General features: G+C 62.9%; 13 protein-coding genes. 9 read left to right on the top strand and 4 right to left on the bottom strand.

The genetic code is table 11. The features are described from left to right. The first annotated feature begins 113 nt into the window (after positions 1-113). Positions 114-1,385, top strand: a complete 1,272-nt coding sequence (locus AC2FNS_RS01605) for an MFS transporter (protein ID WP_496681165.1) — start codon at positions 114-116, stop codon at positions 1,383-1,385. Positions 1,386-1,492: 107 nt separating this feature from the next. After that, the gene (locus tag AC2FNS_RS01600; protein ID WP_496681166.1) at positions 1,493-2,071 is read left to right on the top strand and encodes a DUF924 family protein; all 579 of its coding nucleotides are present in this window, start codon (positions 1,493-1,495) and stop codon (positions 2,069-2,071) included. On the opposite strand, the gene AC2FNS_RS01595 is transcribed toward AC2FNS_RS01600, so the two are convergent. After that, entirely contained in the window at positions 2,068-2,502 is a 435-nt protein-coding gene (locus tag AC2FNS_RS01595; protein ID WP_496711466.1) for a hypothetical protein, read from the bottom strand. The genes AC2FNS_RS01600 and AC2FNS_RS01595 overlap by 4 nt on opposite strands. A 213-nt stretch (positions 2,503-2,715) precedes the next feature. On the opposite strand from AC2FNS_RS01595, the gene lpdA reads away from it, so the two are divergent. Further along, a complete protein-coding gene (gene lpdA / locus AC2FNS_RS01590; protein ID WP_496711467.1) occupies positions 2,716-4,110 on the top strand; it encodes a dihydrolipoyl dehydrogenase in 1,395 nt (464 codons plus the stop codon). A gap of 161 nt (positions 4,111-4,271) precedes the next feature. Here the strand turns inward: lpdA and AC2FNS_RS01585 are convergent, their stop codons facing one another. Next, positions 4,272-5,657: a dipeptidase gene (locus tag AC2FNS_RS01585; RefSeq protein WP_496797365.1), complete on the bottom strand. Its 1,386-nt coding sequence runs from the start codon at positions 5,655-5,657 to the stop codon at positions 4,272-4,274. A 325-nt stretch (positions 5,658-5,982) separates the two neighbouring features. Between AC2FNS_RS01585 and hemA the strand changes: the two genes are divergently transcribed. The 3 genes from hemA (at position 5,983) to ispG (ending at position 9,742) form a co-directional block, all read left to right on the top strand. Then, positions 5,983-7,206: a 5-aminolevulinate synthase gene (hemA, locus tag AC2FNS_RS01580; RefSeq protein ID WP_496711477.1), complete on the top strand. Its 1,224-nt coding sequence runs from the start codon at positions 5,983-5,985 to the stop codon at positions 7,204-7,206. A 130-nt stretch (positions 7,207-7,336) separates the two neighbouring features. Beyond that, positions 7,337-8,548: a helix-turn-helix domain-containing protein gene (locus tag AC2FNS_RS01575; RefSeq protein WP_496681175.1), complete on the top strand. Its 1,212-nt coding sequence runs from the start codon at positions 7,337-7,339 to the stop codon at positions 8,546-8,548. 72 nt (positions 8,549-8,620) lie between these two features. Beyond that, entirely contained in the window at positions 8,621-9,742 is a 1,122-nt protein-coding gene (gene ispG / locus AC2FNS_RS01570) for a flavodoxin-dependent (E)-4-hydroxy-3-methylbut-2-enyl-diphosphate synthase (RefSeq protein ID WP_149774887.1), read from the top strand. Between the two features lie 75 nt (positions 9,743-9,817). Here ispG and AC2FNS_RS01565 read toward each other — a convergent pair whose 3' ends face one another. Further along, entirely contained in the window at positions 9,818-10,576 is a 759-nt protein-coding gene (locus AC2FNS_RS01565; protein WP_496686429.1) for a DsbA family protein, read from the bottom strand. Continuing rightward, the gene (locus AC2FNS_RS01560; protein ID WP_496681180.1) at positions 10,573-11,955 is read right to left on the bottom strand and encodes a M48 family metalloprotease; all 1,383 of its coding nucleotides are present in this window, start codon (positions 11,953-11,955) and stop codon (positions 10,573-10,575) included. The genes AC2FNS_RS01565 and AC2FNS_RS01560 overlap by 4 nt, the downstream gene beginning before the upstream one ends. Between AC2FNS_RS01560 and AC2FNS_RS01555 the strand changes: the two genes are divergently transcribed. From AC2FNS_RS01555 to AC2FNS_RS01545, 3 genes are all read left to right on the top strand, one after another. Next, positions 11,954-13,117 (top strand): pyridoxal phosphate-dependent aminotransferase, encoded by a 1,164-nt coding sequence (locus tag AC2FNS_RS01555; protein ID WP_496681183.1) that lies wholly within the window; start codon positions 11,954-11,956, stop codon positions 13,115-13,117. The two genes, AC2FNS_RS01560 and AC2FNS_RS01555, sit on opposite strands and share 2 nt — an antisense overlap. Before the next feature lie 65 nt (positions 13,118-13,182). Continuing rightward, on the top strand, positions 13,183-14,403 hold the full coding sequence (locus AC2FNS_RS01550; RefSeq protein WP_496711469.1) for an N-acetylmuramoyl-L-alanine amidase: 1,221 nt from the start codon (positions 13,183-13,185) through the stop codon (positions 14,401-14,403). A 95-nt stretch (positions 14,404-14,498) separates the two neighbouring features. Further along, on the top strand, positions 14,499-16,988 hold the full coding sequence (locus AC2FNS_RS01545) for a penicillin-binding protein 1A (RefSeq protein ID WP_496711470.1): 2,490 nt from the start codon (positions 14,499-14,501) through the stop codon (positions 16,986-16,988). Positions 16,989-17,032 lie beyond the last annotated feature (44 nt).

The raw sequence follows: 17,032 nt of genomic DNA, 5'->3' as shown, positions 1-17,032 counted from the left end.
ATCAACGGACCGAATCCGGGAAATGTCGTAGACAAGCGCGACCGGGGCGTATTCAGGTCGTTTAACGCAACGAGTTTGACGCAAAAAATTGTCCAGCAGAATTGGAGGCAGTCATGCTTCAGGTACTTGCCAGCGCATGGGCGCTTCTTCTTGGAATGGGTCTGCTGATGATCGGCAACGGCCTGCAGGGTACCCTGCTGGGCGTGCGGGGCGAGATCGAGGGCTTCTCGACGCTGGAGATGTCCTTTGTCATGTCGGCCTATTTCGTAGGATTCCTGGGCGGCTCGCGCCTGGCCCCCGAGATGATCCGGCGAGTCGGGCATGTGCGGGTCTTCGCGGCGCTGGCGTCGTTCATCTCGGCAGTGATGATCATGTATCCGATGCTGACCGACCCGATCGCCTGGTCGCTGGGCCGCGTGGTGATCGGCTTTTGTTTTTCCGGCGTGTATGTGACGGCCGAAAGCTGGTTGAACAATGCCGCCAGCAATGAAAACCGGGGGCAGGCGCTGTCGCTGTACATGATCGTCCAGATGATCGGCATCGTCAGTGCGCAGGCGCTGATGTTGGTGGGCGATCCGGCGGGGTACGAGACCTTCGTAATCGCCTCGATCCTGGTCTCGGTCTCGTTCGCGCCGATCCTGCTGTCGATCTCGCCGACACCGGCCTTTGACACGACCAAGCCGATGACGCTGAGACAGTTGATGGAAACCTCGCCGCTGGGCTGCGTTGGCATGTTCCTGCTGGGCGGCGTCTTTTCGGCCCAGTTCGGCATGGCCGCGGTCTATGGCGCCCGCGCCGGGTTGACCCTGGTCGAGATTTCGACCTTCGTGGCAACCTTCTACATCGGTGCGTTGCTGTTGCAGTATCCGCTGGGATGGTTCTCGGACCGGATGGACCGGCGGGTGCTGATCCTGCTGGTTTCGGTCGCCGGGGGGGCCGCGGCTCTGGTGGGCATGCTGTTTGGCATGACCTTCGCGGTTCTGCTGGCCGCCGCCTTCGTGATCGGAGGCATGTCGAACCCGCTTTATTCGCTGCTGATCGCCTATACCAATGACTATCTGGAATACGAGGACATGGCCGCTGCCTCGGGCGGGTTGATCTTCATCAACGGTTTGGGGGCGATCGCTGGCCCGCTCATCACCGGTTGGCTGATGGGCGATGCGGTGTTCGGGCCGTCCGGGTATTTCCTGTTAATCGCCGCGCTGCTGTTCGCCATGGCTGCCTATGCGTTGTACCGGATGACCCAGCGTGCCCATGTGCCGGTGGACGAGACCGCCGCGCTTGCGCCGCTTTACCCCACCGCCTCGCCGGTGGCGCTGGAAGTTGCGCAGGAAATCGCCATCGAGGCCGCGCAGGACGACGAAGAGGCTGAAACTCCGGCCTGAGCGCCGGATATGTGTCGCAAGTGTTGCAATATGTTACTGTAACATTTCTGTAAAAGACCCTTAAATGACCCTACGTCTCTTGGGGGAGAACACACGGAGTCATTGGGATGGTCGGTCCTGAAGAAGTATTGAGTTTTTGGTTGGATGAAGTCGGCCCCAAGGGCTGGTACCGCGAGGATGAGGCACTGGATACCCGGATCCGGGAGAGGTTCCTGACGACGTGGGAAGCGGCGTGCCAAGGGAAATTCTCGCTGTGGCTGACCTATCCCAGCGGAGCCTTGGCCTACATCATTCTGATGGATCAGTTTCCTCGCAACATGTTCCGGGGCAGCGCTCGGGCCTTCGCGTCCGACAGGGCGGCGCTGGCCGCGGCCAAATGCGCCATCGACAAGGGCTGGGACCTGAAGATCGACGAACCGGCGCGGCAATTCTTCTACATGCCGCTGATGCATTCCGAGAACCTGTGCGACCAGGAACGCTGTGTACGACTGATGTGCGAGCGCATGCCCAAGCATGGCAGAGACAACCTGCTGCATGCCCGCGCGCATCGCGAGGTGATCAGAAAATTCGGGCGGTTCCCCTATCGCAACGCGGCGCTGTCGCGGGAAACGACTGCGCCCGAGGCCGCCTATGTCAGCAACGGCGGTTACGGTGCCACCGTGCGCGAGTTGCAGGCGATCGCCTAGCTTTCCTGCGCCCCGCAGCCGCGCAGCGTCATCAGGCGTTGGCTGGTGGCGTCGATGGCCGTGATTATGGCTCGGTCGATCAACAGTTCCGGGGTTTCGGCGATCTGTGTCAGGGTATCTTGTGCCCGGTTCAGGGCTGCCAGGCTCTGGTCGAGCCGGTCCAGCGTTCGCGCCAGCTTTTGTCCAGTGTCCAAATCGGTACTGCCGCCGGCGCGAACGGCCTTCAACTCGTCCCGCAACGCGCTCAAATCCGCTCTGATGTTGCGGGCCTGCTCCTGAAATGGGCGCACGATCTGCAGATTCTGCTGGAACCGGTCCTGAATGTTCTCGACGCTCTGCGCCAGTTTCCAGCCGAGAAACAGGCACAGGGCCAGCAGGATCAGAGTCGCGTTCAGCAGGGCAAGCAGCAGATCCTTGAGTGTTCGGGCCATGGCCTGGGCCTCCTATGTCTCGGTCAAACACGTGTTGCCAATGGATTTGGTATCTTTTCTAGCCTTCCGCCCAGCGCTGCAATAGTCTTGACGGGCTGGGTTTCTGCTTTTGTGACCTTACGTCACCAATATCGCAGGCAGCGATGTTGAAGCGCCCGCAGAAATAGTTTAGCACTAAACTAGTTTTCATCAGACCCGCGCCGAGAGGTACACATGGCTGCAAAATCTTTTGATCTGATCGTAATCGGGGCCGGCCCCGGCGGCTATGTCGCTGCTATTCGCGCGGCCCAGCTGGGCCTGAAGACCGCAATCGTCGAGCGCGAGCACCTGGGCGGCATCTGTTTGAACTGGGGCTGCATCCCGACCAAGGCGCTGCTGCGGTCTGCCGAGGTATTCCACCTGATGGAACGCGCCAAGGATTTCGGGCTGAGCGCCGAGAAGATCGGATATGATATCGATGCTGTGGTCAAGCGGTCGCGCGGCGTGGCCAAGCAGTTGGCCGGTGGCGTCGGGCACCTTCTGAAAAAGAACAAGGTTACCGTGGTGATGGGAGAGGCGACGATCCCCGCACGCGGCAAGGTTTCGGTGAAGACCGACAAGGGAACCGAGGAGTTGGCCGCCAGCAACATCATCCTCGCCACCGGGGCCCGGGCGCGTGAGTTGCCTGGGCTCGAGGCCGACGGCGACCTGGTCTGGACCTACAAGCACGCGCTGCAGCCCCCTCGGATGCCCAAGAAGCTGCTGGTCATCGGCTCGGGCGCGATCGGGATCGAATTCGCCAGTTTCTTCAATACGCTGGGTGCGGACACGACGGTGGTCGAGGTCATGGACCGCGTTCTGCCGGTCGAGGATGCCGAGATCAGCGCCTTTGCCAAAAAGGCATTCATCAAGCAGGGCATGAAGATCATGGAGAAATCCATGGTCAAGCAGCTTGACCGCGGCAAGGGCAAGGTGACCGCCCATATCGAAACCAGCGGAAAGACGGAAAAACACGAATTCGACACGGTCATCTCTGCCGTTGGGATCGTCGGCAACGTCGAGAACCTGGGGCTCGAGGCGTTGGGGGTGAAGATCGACAGAACCCATGTCGTGACCGATGAATTCTGCCGTACCGGCGTCGATGGCCTCTATGCGATCGGCGACATCGCAGGGGCGCCTTGGCTGGCGCACAAGGCAAGCCACGAGGGTGTCATGGTCGCGGAACTGATCGCCGGAAAACATGCCCATCCCGTCAAACCCGAGAGCATCGCTGGGTGCACCTACTGCCACCCCCAGGTGGCATCGGTCGGCTACACCGAAGCCAAGGCCAAAGAGTTGGGCTTTGAGGTCAAGGTCGGCCGTTTCCCCTTTATCGGTAATGGCAAGGCCATCGCGCTGGGAGAACCCGAGGGCATGATCAAGACCGTTTTCGATGCCAAGACGGGTGAGCTGTTAGGGGCGCACATGGTCGGTGCCGAGGTGACCGAGCTCATCCAAGGATATGTCGTAGGGCGCCAGTTGGAAACCACCGAGGAAGACCTGATGAACACCGTCTTCCCGCACCCGACGCTGTCGGAAATGATGCACGAGGCCGTTCTGGACGCTTACGGACGCGCCATCCACTTCTAGCTGCAAATCGGATCATGGCGGAACGCGGAATGGGGCTCTGCCCCTACCGCGCTGCGCGCGGCTCCCCCGGGATATTTTGGGCCAGATGAAGTGCGGTCGTATTCTTCATCTGGCGTCAAATATCCCGGAGTGCGAGGCAGAGCCTCGCAAACTGCTTCTGCTCAGCGGGTCAGGGCGTCCAGGATACGGGCCCACGAGCGGATGCCCTTGTGAAAGCTTTTCACGTCATACTTTTCGTTGGGTGAATGGATGGCGTCGTCGTCGTTCGCAAATCCGACCAGCATCGAATCCAGCCCCAGAACGGAATTGAAATATCCCACGACCGGGATCGAGCCGCCCATGCCGGTGAAAACGGCCTCGCGGTTCCATTCATCTGAAAGGGCGCTGCGGGCGGCCTCGAACTCCGGCCGGTCCAGATTCATCACCGAGGCGGGGGAGCCTTCGAGGTCATTGTCCCAAACGACCTTGGCGTCGGGCGACAGGCGGTCTTCGACGTGTTTGCGGATCTTGTCCCGCAGTTTGTCGGGGTCCATGTCGCCGACCAATCGGCAGGTGATCTTGCAATGGGCTTCGCTGGGGATCACGGTTTTCGACCCCGCCCCGTTGTAGCCGCCCCATAGCCCGTTGATTTCCAGCGTCGGCCGTGCCCATTGCTGTTCAAGCGTCGAGTAGCCCTTTTCGCCGTGCGGCTGCGTGTAGCCGACCGAATTGAGGTACTCGGCCTCGTCAAAGCCGCAATTCTCCCATTGGCGCAGCTGGTCGGCGGGAACCTCGTGCACGCCTTCGTAGAAGCCTTCGACCGCAACGCGGCCGGTTTCCTCGTCGTAGAACGAGGCGACGATCCGGGAAATCTCGCGCAGCGGATTCAGGCCCGGGCCGCCGTAGTGGCCCGAATGCAGGTCGATGCGCGGGCCGATGATCGTGAATTCATCCTTGAGCATGCCGCGCAGTTGCGAGGCGATCGAGGGCACGCCGCGCGACACCATCGACGTGTCGCAGACCAGCGCCAGATCGGCCTTCAACTCGTCCTTGTTGGTCTCGAGGAACGGGACCAGCGAAGGCGACCCAGACTCTTCTTCACCTTCGAAGAAGAAGGTGATCCGGCAGGGCAGTTTGCCATGCACGGCCTTCCACGCACGGCAGGCCTCGACGAAAGTCATCAGCTGGCCCTTGTCGTCCGAAGCGCCGCGCCCGCGGATCACCTGGCCGTGCTCGGTCTCTTCCAGAGCCGGGTCGAACGGGTCGCGCTTCCACAGGTTCAGCGGGTCAACCGGCTGAACGTCATAGTGCCCGTAGAACAGAAGGTGCGGCGCGTCAGCATCATCGCCCACATGGCCGACGACCATCGGGTGCCCCGGCGTTGCGCGCTTTTCTGACTGAATGCCCATGCTCTGCAAATCGGCGACCAGCCAGTCGGCAGCCTTGTCAACGCTTTCCTTGTAGGCTGGATCGGTCGAGATGGACGGGATCCGAAGAAATTCCATCAACCGGTCGATCGAGGTGGAGAGATCAGCGTCGATCTTGCTCAGTACGGCGTCAAGCGACATCGGGGGCTCCTGAATGGTTTTGAATTTGGGCCGAACCTATCAGTGTCAGCGGCGCCGTCCAGTCCAAGCCGCAGGGAAACCGCGGACAATATCGGAAACATGCGGGCATGTGAGGCGCCCGGCCTGCGTCGTTTCCTCGCGCTTGGTGGTGTCGAGTTTACTTGTCGCGGCTGGCCCGAGAGGATAATTGATGCAAATCAATGTTGCGACGGGTCCCGACGGGCTAGGCAAGTGCAGGAAACAAATAGCGGACGTTGCCTGAAAATCGGGTACTATGGCACGGAGAAACGCCTGGCCGCGCGAAAGGGTCATGAAGGAGGGTCCTTTGGACTATACAGCTCAGCTCGATACGGCGATTGCCAAGCTGCATGAAGAAGGACGTTACCGGACCTTTATCGACATCGAACGTCGCAACGGACAGTTCCCGCATGCGGTACGCACGCGCCCCGACGGGTCGCAGCAGGACATCACGGTCTGGTGCGGCAACGATTATCTGGGCATGGGGCAGCACCCTGTCGTGTTGCAGGCGATGCACGAGGCAATCGACGCAACCGGTGCCGGATCGGGCGGGACACGCAACATCTCGGGCACGACCGTCTATCACAAACGGCTCGAGGCGGAACTGGCCGATTTGCACGGCAAAGAGGCGGCGCTGCTGTTCACCAGCGCCTACATCGCCAACGACGCCACTCTTAGCACGCTGCCCAAGTTGTTTCCGGGCCTGATCATCTATTCCGACGAACTGAACCATGCTTCGATGATCGAGGGCGTGCGCCGCAACGGGGGCGCCAAGCGGATCTTCCGCCACAATGACGTGGCCCATCTGCGCGAACTGCTCCTAGCCGACGACCCGGCCGCGCCCAAGCTGATCGCCTTTGAATCGGTCTATTCCATGGACGGCGATTTCGGTCCGATCGAGGAAATTTGCGACTTGGCCGACGAGTTCGGCGCGCTAACCTATATCGACGAAGTGCATGCCGTGGGCATGTACGGCCCGCGCGGCGGCGGCGTGACCGAGCGTGACCGGCTGGCGCATCGGATCGACATTATCAACGGCACCCTGGCCAAGGCCTATGGCGTGATGGGCGGCTACATCGCGGCCAGCGCGAAAATGTGCGATGCCGTTCGCTCTTATGCGCCGGGTTTTATCTTTACCACCTCGCTGCCTCCGGCGGTCGCTGCGGGCGCCGCAGCCTCGGTCGCCTTCCTCAAGCGTGCGCCGGAACTGCGCGAGCAGCATCAGACCCAGGCCAAGATCCTGAAGCTGCGGCTGAAGGGGCTGGGCTTGCCGCTGATCGACCACGGCAGCCACATCGTGCCGGTGATAGTAGGCGACCCGGTACATACCAAAAAGCTCAGCGACATGCTGCTGGAAAGCTATGGCATCTATGTCCAGCCGATCAATTTCCCGACCGTGCCCCGCGGGACCGAGCGCCTGCGCTTTACCCCGTCGCCCGTCCATGGACCGGACGAGATGAACTGCTTGGTCCAGGCAATGGACGAACTTTGGTCACATTGTGCGCTAAATCGCGCCGAACTTGCCGGGTAGCCTCTGACTGACATGTGCAACATGTTTGGCGCGTGTTAAGCTCTCGCTAACAAAAGAAAACGGATGATTCGTTGTGGGGATGATTCGCCGTTTGCGTGTAACACGCGGTAGGCAGTTTGGGGCAGCAGGGATGATTGGGCGCAGGACTCAGCGCAATTCCGAGCAAGACGTGGAGGTCAGGCCAAAAGGGTTTGACGACTATGAGGTTCGCCTGGGCGATGTCATGCGCGGCGAGCGTGCCACCAAGGGCAAGTCTCTGCTGGATGTCCAACGTGAACTGCGGATCAAGGCCAACTACATCGCCGCCATCGAAAACGCCGACCCTGATGCGTTCGACACACCCGGCTTTATCGCCGGGTATGTGCGTTCCTACGCCCGGTATCTGGGCATGGACCCGGATGAAACGTTTGAAACCTTCTGCAAGGAAAGCGGGTTTTCGGTGGCGCATGGCATGTCGGCCCAAGCCTCGGTGGTCAAGAAAGGCGGCGGCGACTTGCCGGCGCGTGGACCAATGGGGCGCGACCCGTTCATTTCGCCGAACACGCCTTATCTTCCGGGCCGTGAATCCGTCTTCAGCCAGATTGAACCCCGGGCAATCGGCTCTTCGCTGGTCCTGCTGGCACTGATCGGCGGCATCGGCTATGGCGGCTGGTCGGTTCTCAACAAGATCCAGCAGGTGCAGGTCGCCCCGGTCGAACAAGCGCCGGTGGTGTTGGCCGATCTCGATCCGCTGGCGGCGATCCGGTCCGACACCGACGATGATATCGACGGCTTGCAGGCCCCCAGTGCAGAGGCGTTGGATCGTCTGTATCGGCCGCAGGCGCTGGACGTGCCGGTGCTGGTGGCGCGCGATGCGCCGATCTCGACGCTCGATCCGCGCACCGTAGGCACCTTCCGCCCGCCGGAACTGCCCGAGGTGGCTATGGCCGAAGTGCACACGGTCGAGCGCACACCGCTGCCGCAAGTGGTCGAACAGGTGGACACTGCGCTCAAGATCGTTGCGGTAGAACCTGCCTGGATGCGGGTCACCGCAGCCGATGGCAGCGTGATCTTCGAGGGAACGCTTGGCACGGTCGAAAACGGCAACGTCTTCGAGGTGCCGCTGACAGAAGAGCCCCCGCAACTGCGCGCAGGGGCATCGGGCAGCGTGTATTTCTCGATGAACGGCCAGCATTACGGCCCGGTCGGTAAGCCCGGAACAGTGTCCAAGGGCGTGATCCTGTCCAAGGACGCGGTTGCCGAAAACTATGCCGTTGCCGATCTCACGTCCGAGGCCAACAGTGCGCTGCGGCGTCTGGTGGCCGAGCTTCAGACTCAAGCGACCGAAGCCCCGGCAGAGTGATCTTGCCATTGCGGCGGGCTTGCCCCCGGACTATCTAAAGGCCAGACCTCAGACTGACGCGGATCCGTTTTCATGTCTCTGAACCACGTGCGCCCCTGGCGCGACATCTATCGCCGCAAATCCCGCCAGATCATGGTCGGTAACGTTCCGGTGGGCGGCGACGCGCCGATCGCCGTGCAAACCATGACCAACACGCTGACGACCGATGTCGCCGCGACCGTGGCGCAGGTACAGGCGGCGGCCGAGGCCGGAGCGGATATCGTGCGCGTATCGGTCCCGGACGAGGCGTCGTCGAAGGCGTTAAAGGAGATCGTGCGCGAAAGCCCGGTGCCGATCGTGGCGGATATCCATTTCCACTATCGGCGCGGCATCGAGGCCGCCGAGGCCGGCGCCGCGTGCCTGCGCATCAACCCGGGCAATATCGGTGATGAAAAGCGGGTGAAAGAGGTCATCAAGGCCGCGCGCGACCACAATTGCTCGATCCGTATCGGCGTGAACGCGGGCAGTCTGGAAAAGCACCTGCTGGAGAAATATGGCGAGCCGTGCCCCGAGGCGATGGTGGAAAGCGGGCTCGAACATATCCGCATCCTGCAGGACAATGATTTCCACGAATTCAAGATCAGCGTGAAGGCCAGCGACGTTTTCCTGTCGGCTGCTGCCTATCAGGGCATCGCCGAGGCCACCGACGCCCCGATCCATCTGGGCATCACCGAGGCCGGGGGGCTGGTCAGCGGCACGATCAAATCGGCCATCGGGCTGGGCAACCTGCTGTGGATGGGGATCGGCGACACGATCCGCGTCAGCCTGTCCGCCGATCCGGTCGAAGAGGTGAAGGTCGGTTTCGAGATCCTAAAATCTCTTGGCCTGCGCCATCGGGGCGTGAACATCATCTCATGCCCGTCCTGCGCGCGGCAGGGGTTCGACGTGATCAAGACGGTCGAGACGCTGGAAAAGAGGCTGGAACACATCAAGACGCCCATGAGCCTGTCGATCATCGGCTGCGTCGTGAACGGCCCCGGCGAGGCGCTGATGACCGATGTCGGCTTTACCGGCGGGGGCGCGGGTTCGGGCATGGTCTATCTGGCGGGCAAGGCCAGCCACAAGATGTCGAACGAACAGATGATCGACCACATCGTCGAGCAGGTGGAAAAGAAGGCGGCCGAGCTGGACGCCGCGGCCGAGGCGGCTGAATAGAAACAGAAAAAAGCCGCAGCACCTGGCTGCGGCTTTTATCTGTCGTGTCGTATCTGGTCTCGACCTCTTGGCCGACTATCCCTGTTCGGCGCGCACGGCGTCGGCGATCTGCTGCATCTGATCGGCCTTCAGATAACCGCGCAACATTTCCGTACCCAGCACGAAGCTGGGCGTGCCAGAAATCTTGAGCCGTTGCGCCAGTTCGCGGGTCTGGGCGATTTCATCTGTCACCGCGTCGCTATCCATTGCAGCCAAGATCGCATCGCTGTCCAGGCCCAGCCCGTCGGAGATGCGGCGCAGGGCTACTTCGGTCACGTCTCCGCCGAATTCCATCAGCGCGTCATGCACCTGCTTGTAGGCGTCGTCGCCTGCGACTTGCTTGGTCGCGATAGCAAAACGTGACGACAACACCGAAGCCTCGCCAAGGATCGGGAACTCTTTGATGATAAAGCGGATGTTTCCATCCTGTGCCAGCAGGGCGTCGACCTCGGGCACCGCTCGGCGGCAATAGCCGCAGCGATAGTCCATGAACTCGACCAGAGTGATGTCGCCGTCTGGATTGCCACCCACCCAGCTGTAGCCGTCGTTGAACAGCGCCTCGGCATTGGCTGCGACCAGGTCCTTGTCGGCTGCGGCTTCGGCTGCGGCGTTGCGCTGCTCCAGAATGTTGACCGCTTCGATGATGACCTCGGGGTTTTCCAGCAGATATTCGCGCACGGCCGCGCCGAACTCGGCCTTTTCGTCGGGACTCATCGCGCTCAGGTCCAGCGCCTGCGCGGGGCCGGATATCAGGGTAAGCCCCAGAAGGGCAGGTGCTGCGTGTCTGAGGATCATTTCCGTTTCCTTTTCGATTTCTCAGCTCGTTCTGCGGCAATCAGCACATCCTGTGCCCGTTGCCAACCCGGTGAGCCTTCGGGCAATTGCCCGACGGCGCGTCTTGCGTGGATGCCCGCATCGGCCAGGCGGCCTTGCAGGGCATAGCGTTCGGCGGTGACGGTCGCGGCCATGCCGGGCTGTCCCAGCTTGGCATAGGCCACCCCCAGATCCTGCATCAGCCGCAGGTTTCGATAGTCGCGGGCGCGTGCCTTTTCAAGCACTTGCAGGGCTTCCTTCGTACGCCCTTCGGCCAGCAACCCGCGCCCGTACCCGGCCATGATCAGAGCATCGCGCGGCGCCAGTTCCATGGCCTTGGCATAGGCGTTGACCGCTTGCGCAAACCGGCGGTTTTCCAGCAGGATCTGACCTTTCAACTCGTAATAGTACGGATCCTCGGGCCGGATCGCCAAGGCCCCGTCGATGGACGACAGGGCCGCACCCAGATTGCGGTTCTGGTGATGGGCGGCGGCTTCGCGCATCAGGCGGATGTCCCGTGCGCTTTCTTCTTTGGCGCGGCGCAGGGTCCAGCTGGGCGAGCGCAGGAAGGCCGACAGTTTGCCCTTCACCCGCGCGAACCAGTAGTCGGCGTTCGGGTCGGGTTTGGCGCGGTCGCCGAATTCATCCAGAAAGGCCTCGGCGGCGCGCAGACGCTCGCGGCTGGTGGGGTGCGACCGCATGTAGGGGTCCTGATTGGCCTCGCTCAGCAATTCCTGGCCGGCGAATTTCCGGTGCAGGGCGACCATGCCGCTGGGCGAGATCTCGGCCCAGCGCAGGTATCCGGCCGCGCTGCGGTCGGCCGAGGCCTCTTCGGCGCGGGTGTGGCCCAGAAAGCTGCGCAGCGCCGAGGCGGATGTTCCGGCGGCGATCCCGGCTGCGGCCTCGCCGCCCCCTGCAGCCGCGGCGATCATTGCCAGCGCGGTTCCGAACCCGGCGGCCCGCTTGGCGGCGCGCAGGTTTTCGGCCCGCCGGGCCAGATGCCCGTTGGCGATATGGGCGGCCTCGTGCGCGATGACGGCCTGCAGCATCTCGGGGCTGTCGACGCTGAGGATCAGCCCGTGGTTCACGTAGATCGTGTTGTAGTCGATCACGAAGGCGTTGAACGTATCGTCCTTGACCACCAGAACGCGCACGCGGTTGGTGTTCAGCCCCGCCGCGCGCAGGATCGGAAAGGCCAGTTCGCGCAGCCCGTGTTCGATATCTGGGTCGCGGATCAGGCTTTGCGCGTGGCTTTGCGCGGCGGCCGCGATCCACAGCGCCACCGCCAGCAGAAATGCCGGGATTGACGCCAGCCGGGATCCGCGTTCAAAAGCCATGGTCGCAACATGGGAGATGGGCATGCGAAACTCAACCCGGTCGGGCGTTGATCCCTTCATCGTGATGGACGTGATGGAGGCCGCGCGCCGCGCTGAAGAGGCCGGGCGCCACATCATCCACATGGAAGTCGGCCAGCCCGGAACCGGCGCGCCTCAAGGCGCGTTGGAGGCGCTGGCCCGCGCGATGCGGCACGGCCCGCTGGGCTATACCGTCGCGCTGGGTCTGCCGGCGCTGCGGCAACGCATCGCACGGATGTATGGCGAATGGTACGACGTAGACCTGAACCCCGAGCGGGTGGTGATCACCCCGGGATCCTCAGGCGGATTCCTGCTGGCCTTCACCGCGCTGTTCGACAGCGGCGACCGGGTGGGGATCGGCGCGCCGGGTTATCCGTCCTATCGTCAGATCTTGCGGGCGCTGGGGCTGGTGCCGGTCGATCTGCCGACTGCGCAGGAAAACCGCCTGCAACCCGTGCCACAGGATTTTGCCGGGCTCGACCTGCAGGGGCTGATGGTGGCCTCGCCCGCAAACCCGACCGGAACCATGCTGGACCACGCCGCCATGGGCGCGCTGATCGAGGCCGCGCAGGGGCAGGGTGCTTCGTTCATCAGTGACGAAATTTATCACGGGCTGGAATACGAGGCCAAGGCGGTCACTGCTCTGGAACTGACCGACGAGTGTTATGTCATCAACTCGTTTTCCAAGTATTTCTCGATGACCGGCTGGCGCGTCGGCTGGATGGTGGTGCCCGAGGATCAGGTGCGCGTGGTCGAACGCATCGCCCAGAACATGTTCATCTGTGCGCCCCATGCCAGCCAGATCGCCGCGCTGGCCGCGATGGATTGCGAGGACGAACTGCAGGGCAACCTAGCCGTCTATCGCCGCAACCGCGACCTGATGCTGAAGGGCCTGCCCGAGGCCGGGTTCACCAACATCGCGCCTCCGGACGGGGCGTTCTATGTCTATGCCGATGTCTCGGACCTGACCCAGGACAGCCGCGCTTTTGCCGCCGAGATCCTGGACAAGGCCGGCGTCGCCGTAACGCCGGGGTTGGATTTCGATCCGGTGCGCGGCCACACGACCCTGCGCTTTTCCTACGCCCGGTCGACCGAGGACATCGAGCAGGGCCTGGAACGGCTCCGCAGCTTCATGGTGGATCGCCGGGCCGCGCAGAAGTCGGCCTGAGGCGTTCACAAACCGGCCGTGCTGCGATAGGCTACTGCCAAACGATCTCGGGAAAACTTGAGGCCATGAGCAGGATCCTTTTCGCACTCGCCCTGATCTGGGCGCTGACCGGCGCGGTATGGGCGCAGGACTTCAATGCCTTGGCGCGTGTCCTGCCCGAGCAGAGCCGGATCATCGACGATGACGGCGCGGGCGTACAGGTCCAACTGGGGCTGAGCCAGGGCGTGCCATATCGCATCTTCACCCTCCAAGACCCGTACCGGATGGTGATCGACTTCAAGGAAGTCGACTGGAGCGGGTTGAACCGCGAGGCCTTCCTGCAGACCCGGCGCATCAGCGCGGTTCGGTTCGGGGCCTATGTGCCCGGCTGGTCGCGTCTGGTGCTGGAACTTGGGGCGCCGCTGGCTGTGGACCGGGCCGCGATGCGTGTCGATCCGGCCTCGGGCGCGGCGGTGTTGACCCTGAACCTGAAAGGCACCGATTTCGAAAGCTTCGCCGCAAGCGCGGGCGCGCCGCACACGCCCGGATGGGATCTGCCGCCCCCGGCCGATCTGCCGGCGCTGCGCGGCGCGGATGACCGACGGGCGCTGCGGGTGATGCTTGACCCGGGCCATGGCGGCATCGACCCCGGCGCCGAGGCGGGCGGAACCAACGAAAAGACCTTGATGTTGACCTTCGCCCGCGAACTGCGCGAGGAACTGCTGCGCGCGGGCGGGTTCGAAGTGGTCCTGACGCGGGCCGACGATTATTTCGTCTCGCTGGAACGGCGGATCGCGCTGGCGCATCGCGCCGCAGCCGATGTCTTCATCTCGCTGCATGCCGACGCGCTGTCCGAGGGGCAGGCCCACGGCGCCACGATCTATGTCCTGTCCAACGAGGCCTCGGACGTGGCCAGCCGCAAACTGGCCGAGCGGCACGACCGCGACGACCTGATCGCCGGCGTTGATCTGAGCGGCTCGGACGACCAGATCGCCGACGTTCTGCTGGACATGGCCCGGCAAGAGACCCAGCCCCGGACCGAGGCGCTGGCGCAGACGCTGGCCAACGGCATGGCGCAACAGGGCGGGCCGATGAACCGCCGCCCTGTCCGTCGGGCCTCGTTTTCGGTACTCAAGGCCGCCGACATCCCGTCGGTTCTGGTCGAACTTGGGTTCTTGTCCAGCCCCAGAGATCTGAAAAACCTGAAAAATCCCGAATGGCGATCCACCATGGCGCGCGGCATCCGTCAGGGGCTTCAGGCTTGGCGGCAGCAAGATCTGGCCCGCCGCGACCTGATTGGGCAGTGACCCTGCGGCGCAAAACGGCTAGTATCGGCGCGGGTGCTTTGACCCTTGTGTGCAGCGGCACTATATAGGCGGCACCGCGAACAAAAGGCAGCAACGTGATCCGGTTCATTCTTTCGATTTTCGGGGCGATCTTCAGCCTCGTGACGCTTGGTATCTTCATGGCGGCGCTGGTGATCGGCGCGGTGTTCTGGATGTACGGCCGTGACCTGCCCAGCCACGAGTCGTTGGCCCAGTACAAGCCGCCCACCATCAGCCGCATCTATTCGGGCGAAGGCCACCTGATTGACGAATTCGCCCAGGAGCGCCGCCTGTTTACCCCGTCCGAGGAAATCCCCGACCTGGTCAAGCAGGCCTTCATCTCGGCCGAGGACAAGAATTTCTACACCCACCAAGGCTATGACCCGCGCGGCATCATCGCCGCCGCGGTCGAGGCGGTGAAGTCCAAGGGCGAAAACGTTCGCGGGGCCTCGACCATCACCCAGCAGGTGATGAAGAACTTCCTTCTGTCGGGCGACCGCCGGGCCGAGCGCAAGATCAAGGAAATCATCCTTGCCACCCGCCTGGAAGAGACGCTGGACAAGGAACAGATCCTCGAGCTTTATCTCAACGAGATCTTCCTGGGCCAGAACTCCTACGGCGTGACCGCTGCCGCGCAGACCTATTTCAACAAGACCTTGCAGGAACTGGCCCCGCACGAGGCGGCGACGCTGGCGGCGATGCCCAAGGCGCCGTCGGACTATCACCCGGTCCGGCAGAAGGATCGCCTGCTGGCGCGGCGCAACTATGTGCTGCGCGAAATGTACCAGAACGGGTACATCGACAAGGCGACCTATGAGACCGAAGTGGCGCAACCGCTGCGCTCGGTCCAGAACGGCGATTTCGAAAGCTTCCGCACCGCGCTGCCGCCGCGCGACTATTTCACCGACGAGATCCGCCGTCAGCTGAGCGAGGATTTCGGCGAGGGCGAATTTTTTACCGGCGGTTTCACCGTCCGCGCCTCGGTGGACGAAGAGATGCAGGTCGAAGCCGCACGAGCCCTGCGCGAGGCCTTGCAGAAATACGACCGGTCGCGCGGGAAATGGCGCGGAACCGGCCTGACCATCCCCGAGGAAATATTGGCCGACGAGGCACAATGGCGCGCAGAGCTGGCCAAACTGGAGGTTCCGCGCGACGTGGTGCTGCCCACGCCGTGGTATCCGGCGGTGGTGCTGGACGTTGCCGACCAGCAACTGACCGTGGGGGTCGAAAACGGTCCGGCCGACGGCATCATCCCGCGCAGCGACATCAAGTGGATGCAGGGCGATTTCCGCGCCAATTTCAAGCGCGGCGACGTGATCCTTGTGGTAGCCGCCGAAGACGGCCAGTGGTCGGCCCGCCAGATCCCCGAGGTTCAGGGCGGATTTGTCGCGATGGACGTGAACTCGGGCCGCGTTCTGGCGATACAGGGCGGGTTCTCGTACCAGGACTCGGTGTTCAACCGCGCCACCCAGGCGCTGCGCCAGCCCGGTTCGGCCTTCAAGCCCTTCGTCTATGCCGCCGCGCTCGACAGCGGCTACAGCCCGGCGACCATCGTGGTGGATGCGCCCATCGAGGTGAATACGCCGCAGGGTCTGTGGACCCCCAAGAACTCGACCAACAAGTTCTATGGCCCCACGCCGCTGCGCACCGGGATCGAGCAGTCGCGGAACCTGATGACCATCCGCTTGGCACAGGAGGTTTCGATGCCCGTGGTCGCAGGTTATGCGGAACGGTTTGGCGTGTACGACAACATGGGCCCCTACCTGGCCAACGCGCTGGGGGCCGAGGAGACGACGCTCTACAAGATGGTTGCGGCCTATGCGATGTTCGCCAACGGTGGCGAGCGGGTCAAACCCACCCTGGTCGACCGGATCCAGGACCGGTTTGGCAAGACGATCTATCGGCATGATGATCGTCAATGCCTCGATTGCAATTCCAGCTGGCTGGAACCCGATGCGGCCCCCACCATCGTCGACGACCGCGAGCAGGTGATGGACCCGATCACCGCCTATCAGCTGACCTCGATGATGAAGGGCGTGGTGGATCGCGGTACCGCGTCGCGTGTGGTCAACCTGCCGGTTCCGACGGCTGGCAAGACCGGTACGACCAACGAATCCAAGGACGCCTGGTTCATCGGCTTCACCTCGAATATCGTGGCCGGCTGCTATATCGGCTATGACCGTCCGCGTCCGATGGGGCGGGGGGCCTATGGCGGCACGCTGTGCGGGCCGGTCTTCCAGAGCTTCATGGAAAAGGCAGTCGCGAAATACGGCGGCGGCCCGTTCGAAGTGCCCCCGGGCGGCCATTTCATCAAGATCGACCGGTTCAGCGGCGCGCGGCTGCCGGAAGATGCAACCGGCGATTACGTCGTGGCCGAATATTTCCGCGATGGTGTCGATGGTTTCATCGACCGCGTGTACGACGGCGGTTTCGCGATGGGGTCCGACCTGCCTCTGTTCGAGGAGGTCACGAGCGGAGGCCGTCAGGTTCGGACATCGACCGGCGAAACGGTCATCGTGGGACCCAAAGCCAGCCAAGGCGATCTGCAGGGCGGCGGACTTTACTGATCCGCCACCGAGCGGGGGAAAGCTATGCAAACCCGCGCGGGTCA

It is taken from the genome of Ruegeria sp. BHSA191 (assembly GCF_059613325.1).
This window is presented reverse-complemented; position numbering and strand designations above follow the sequence as displayed.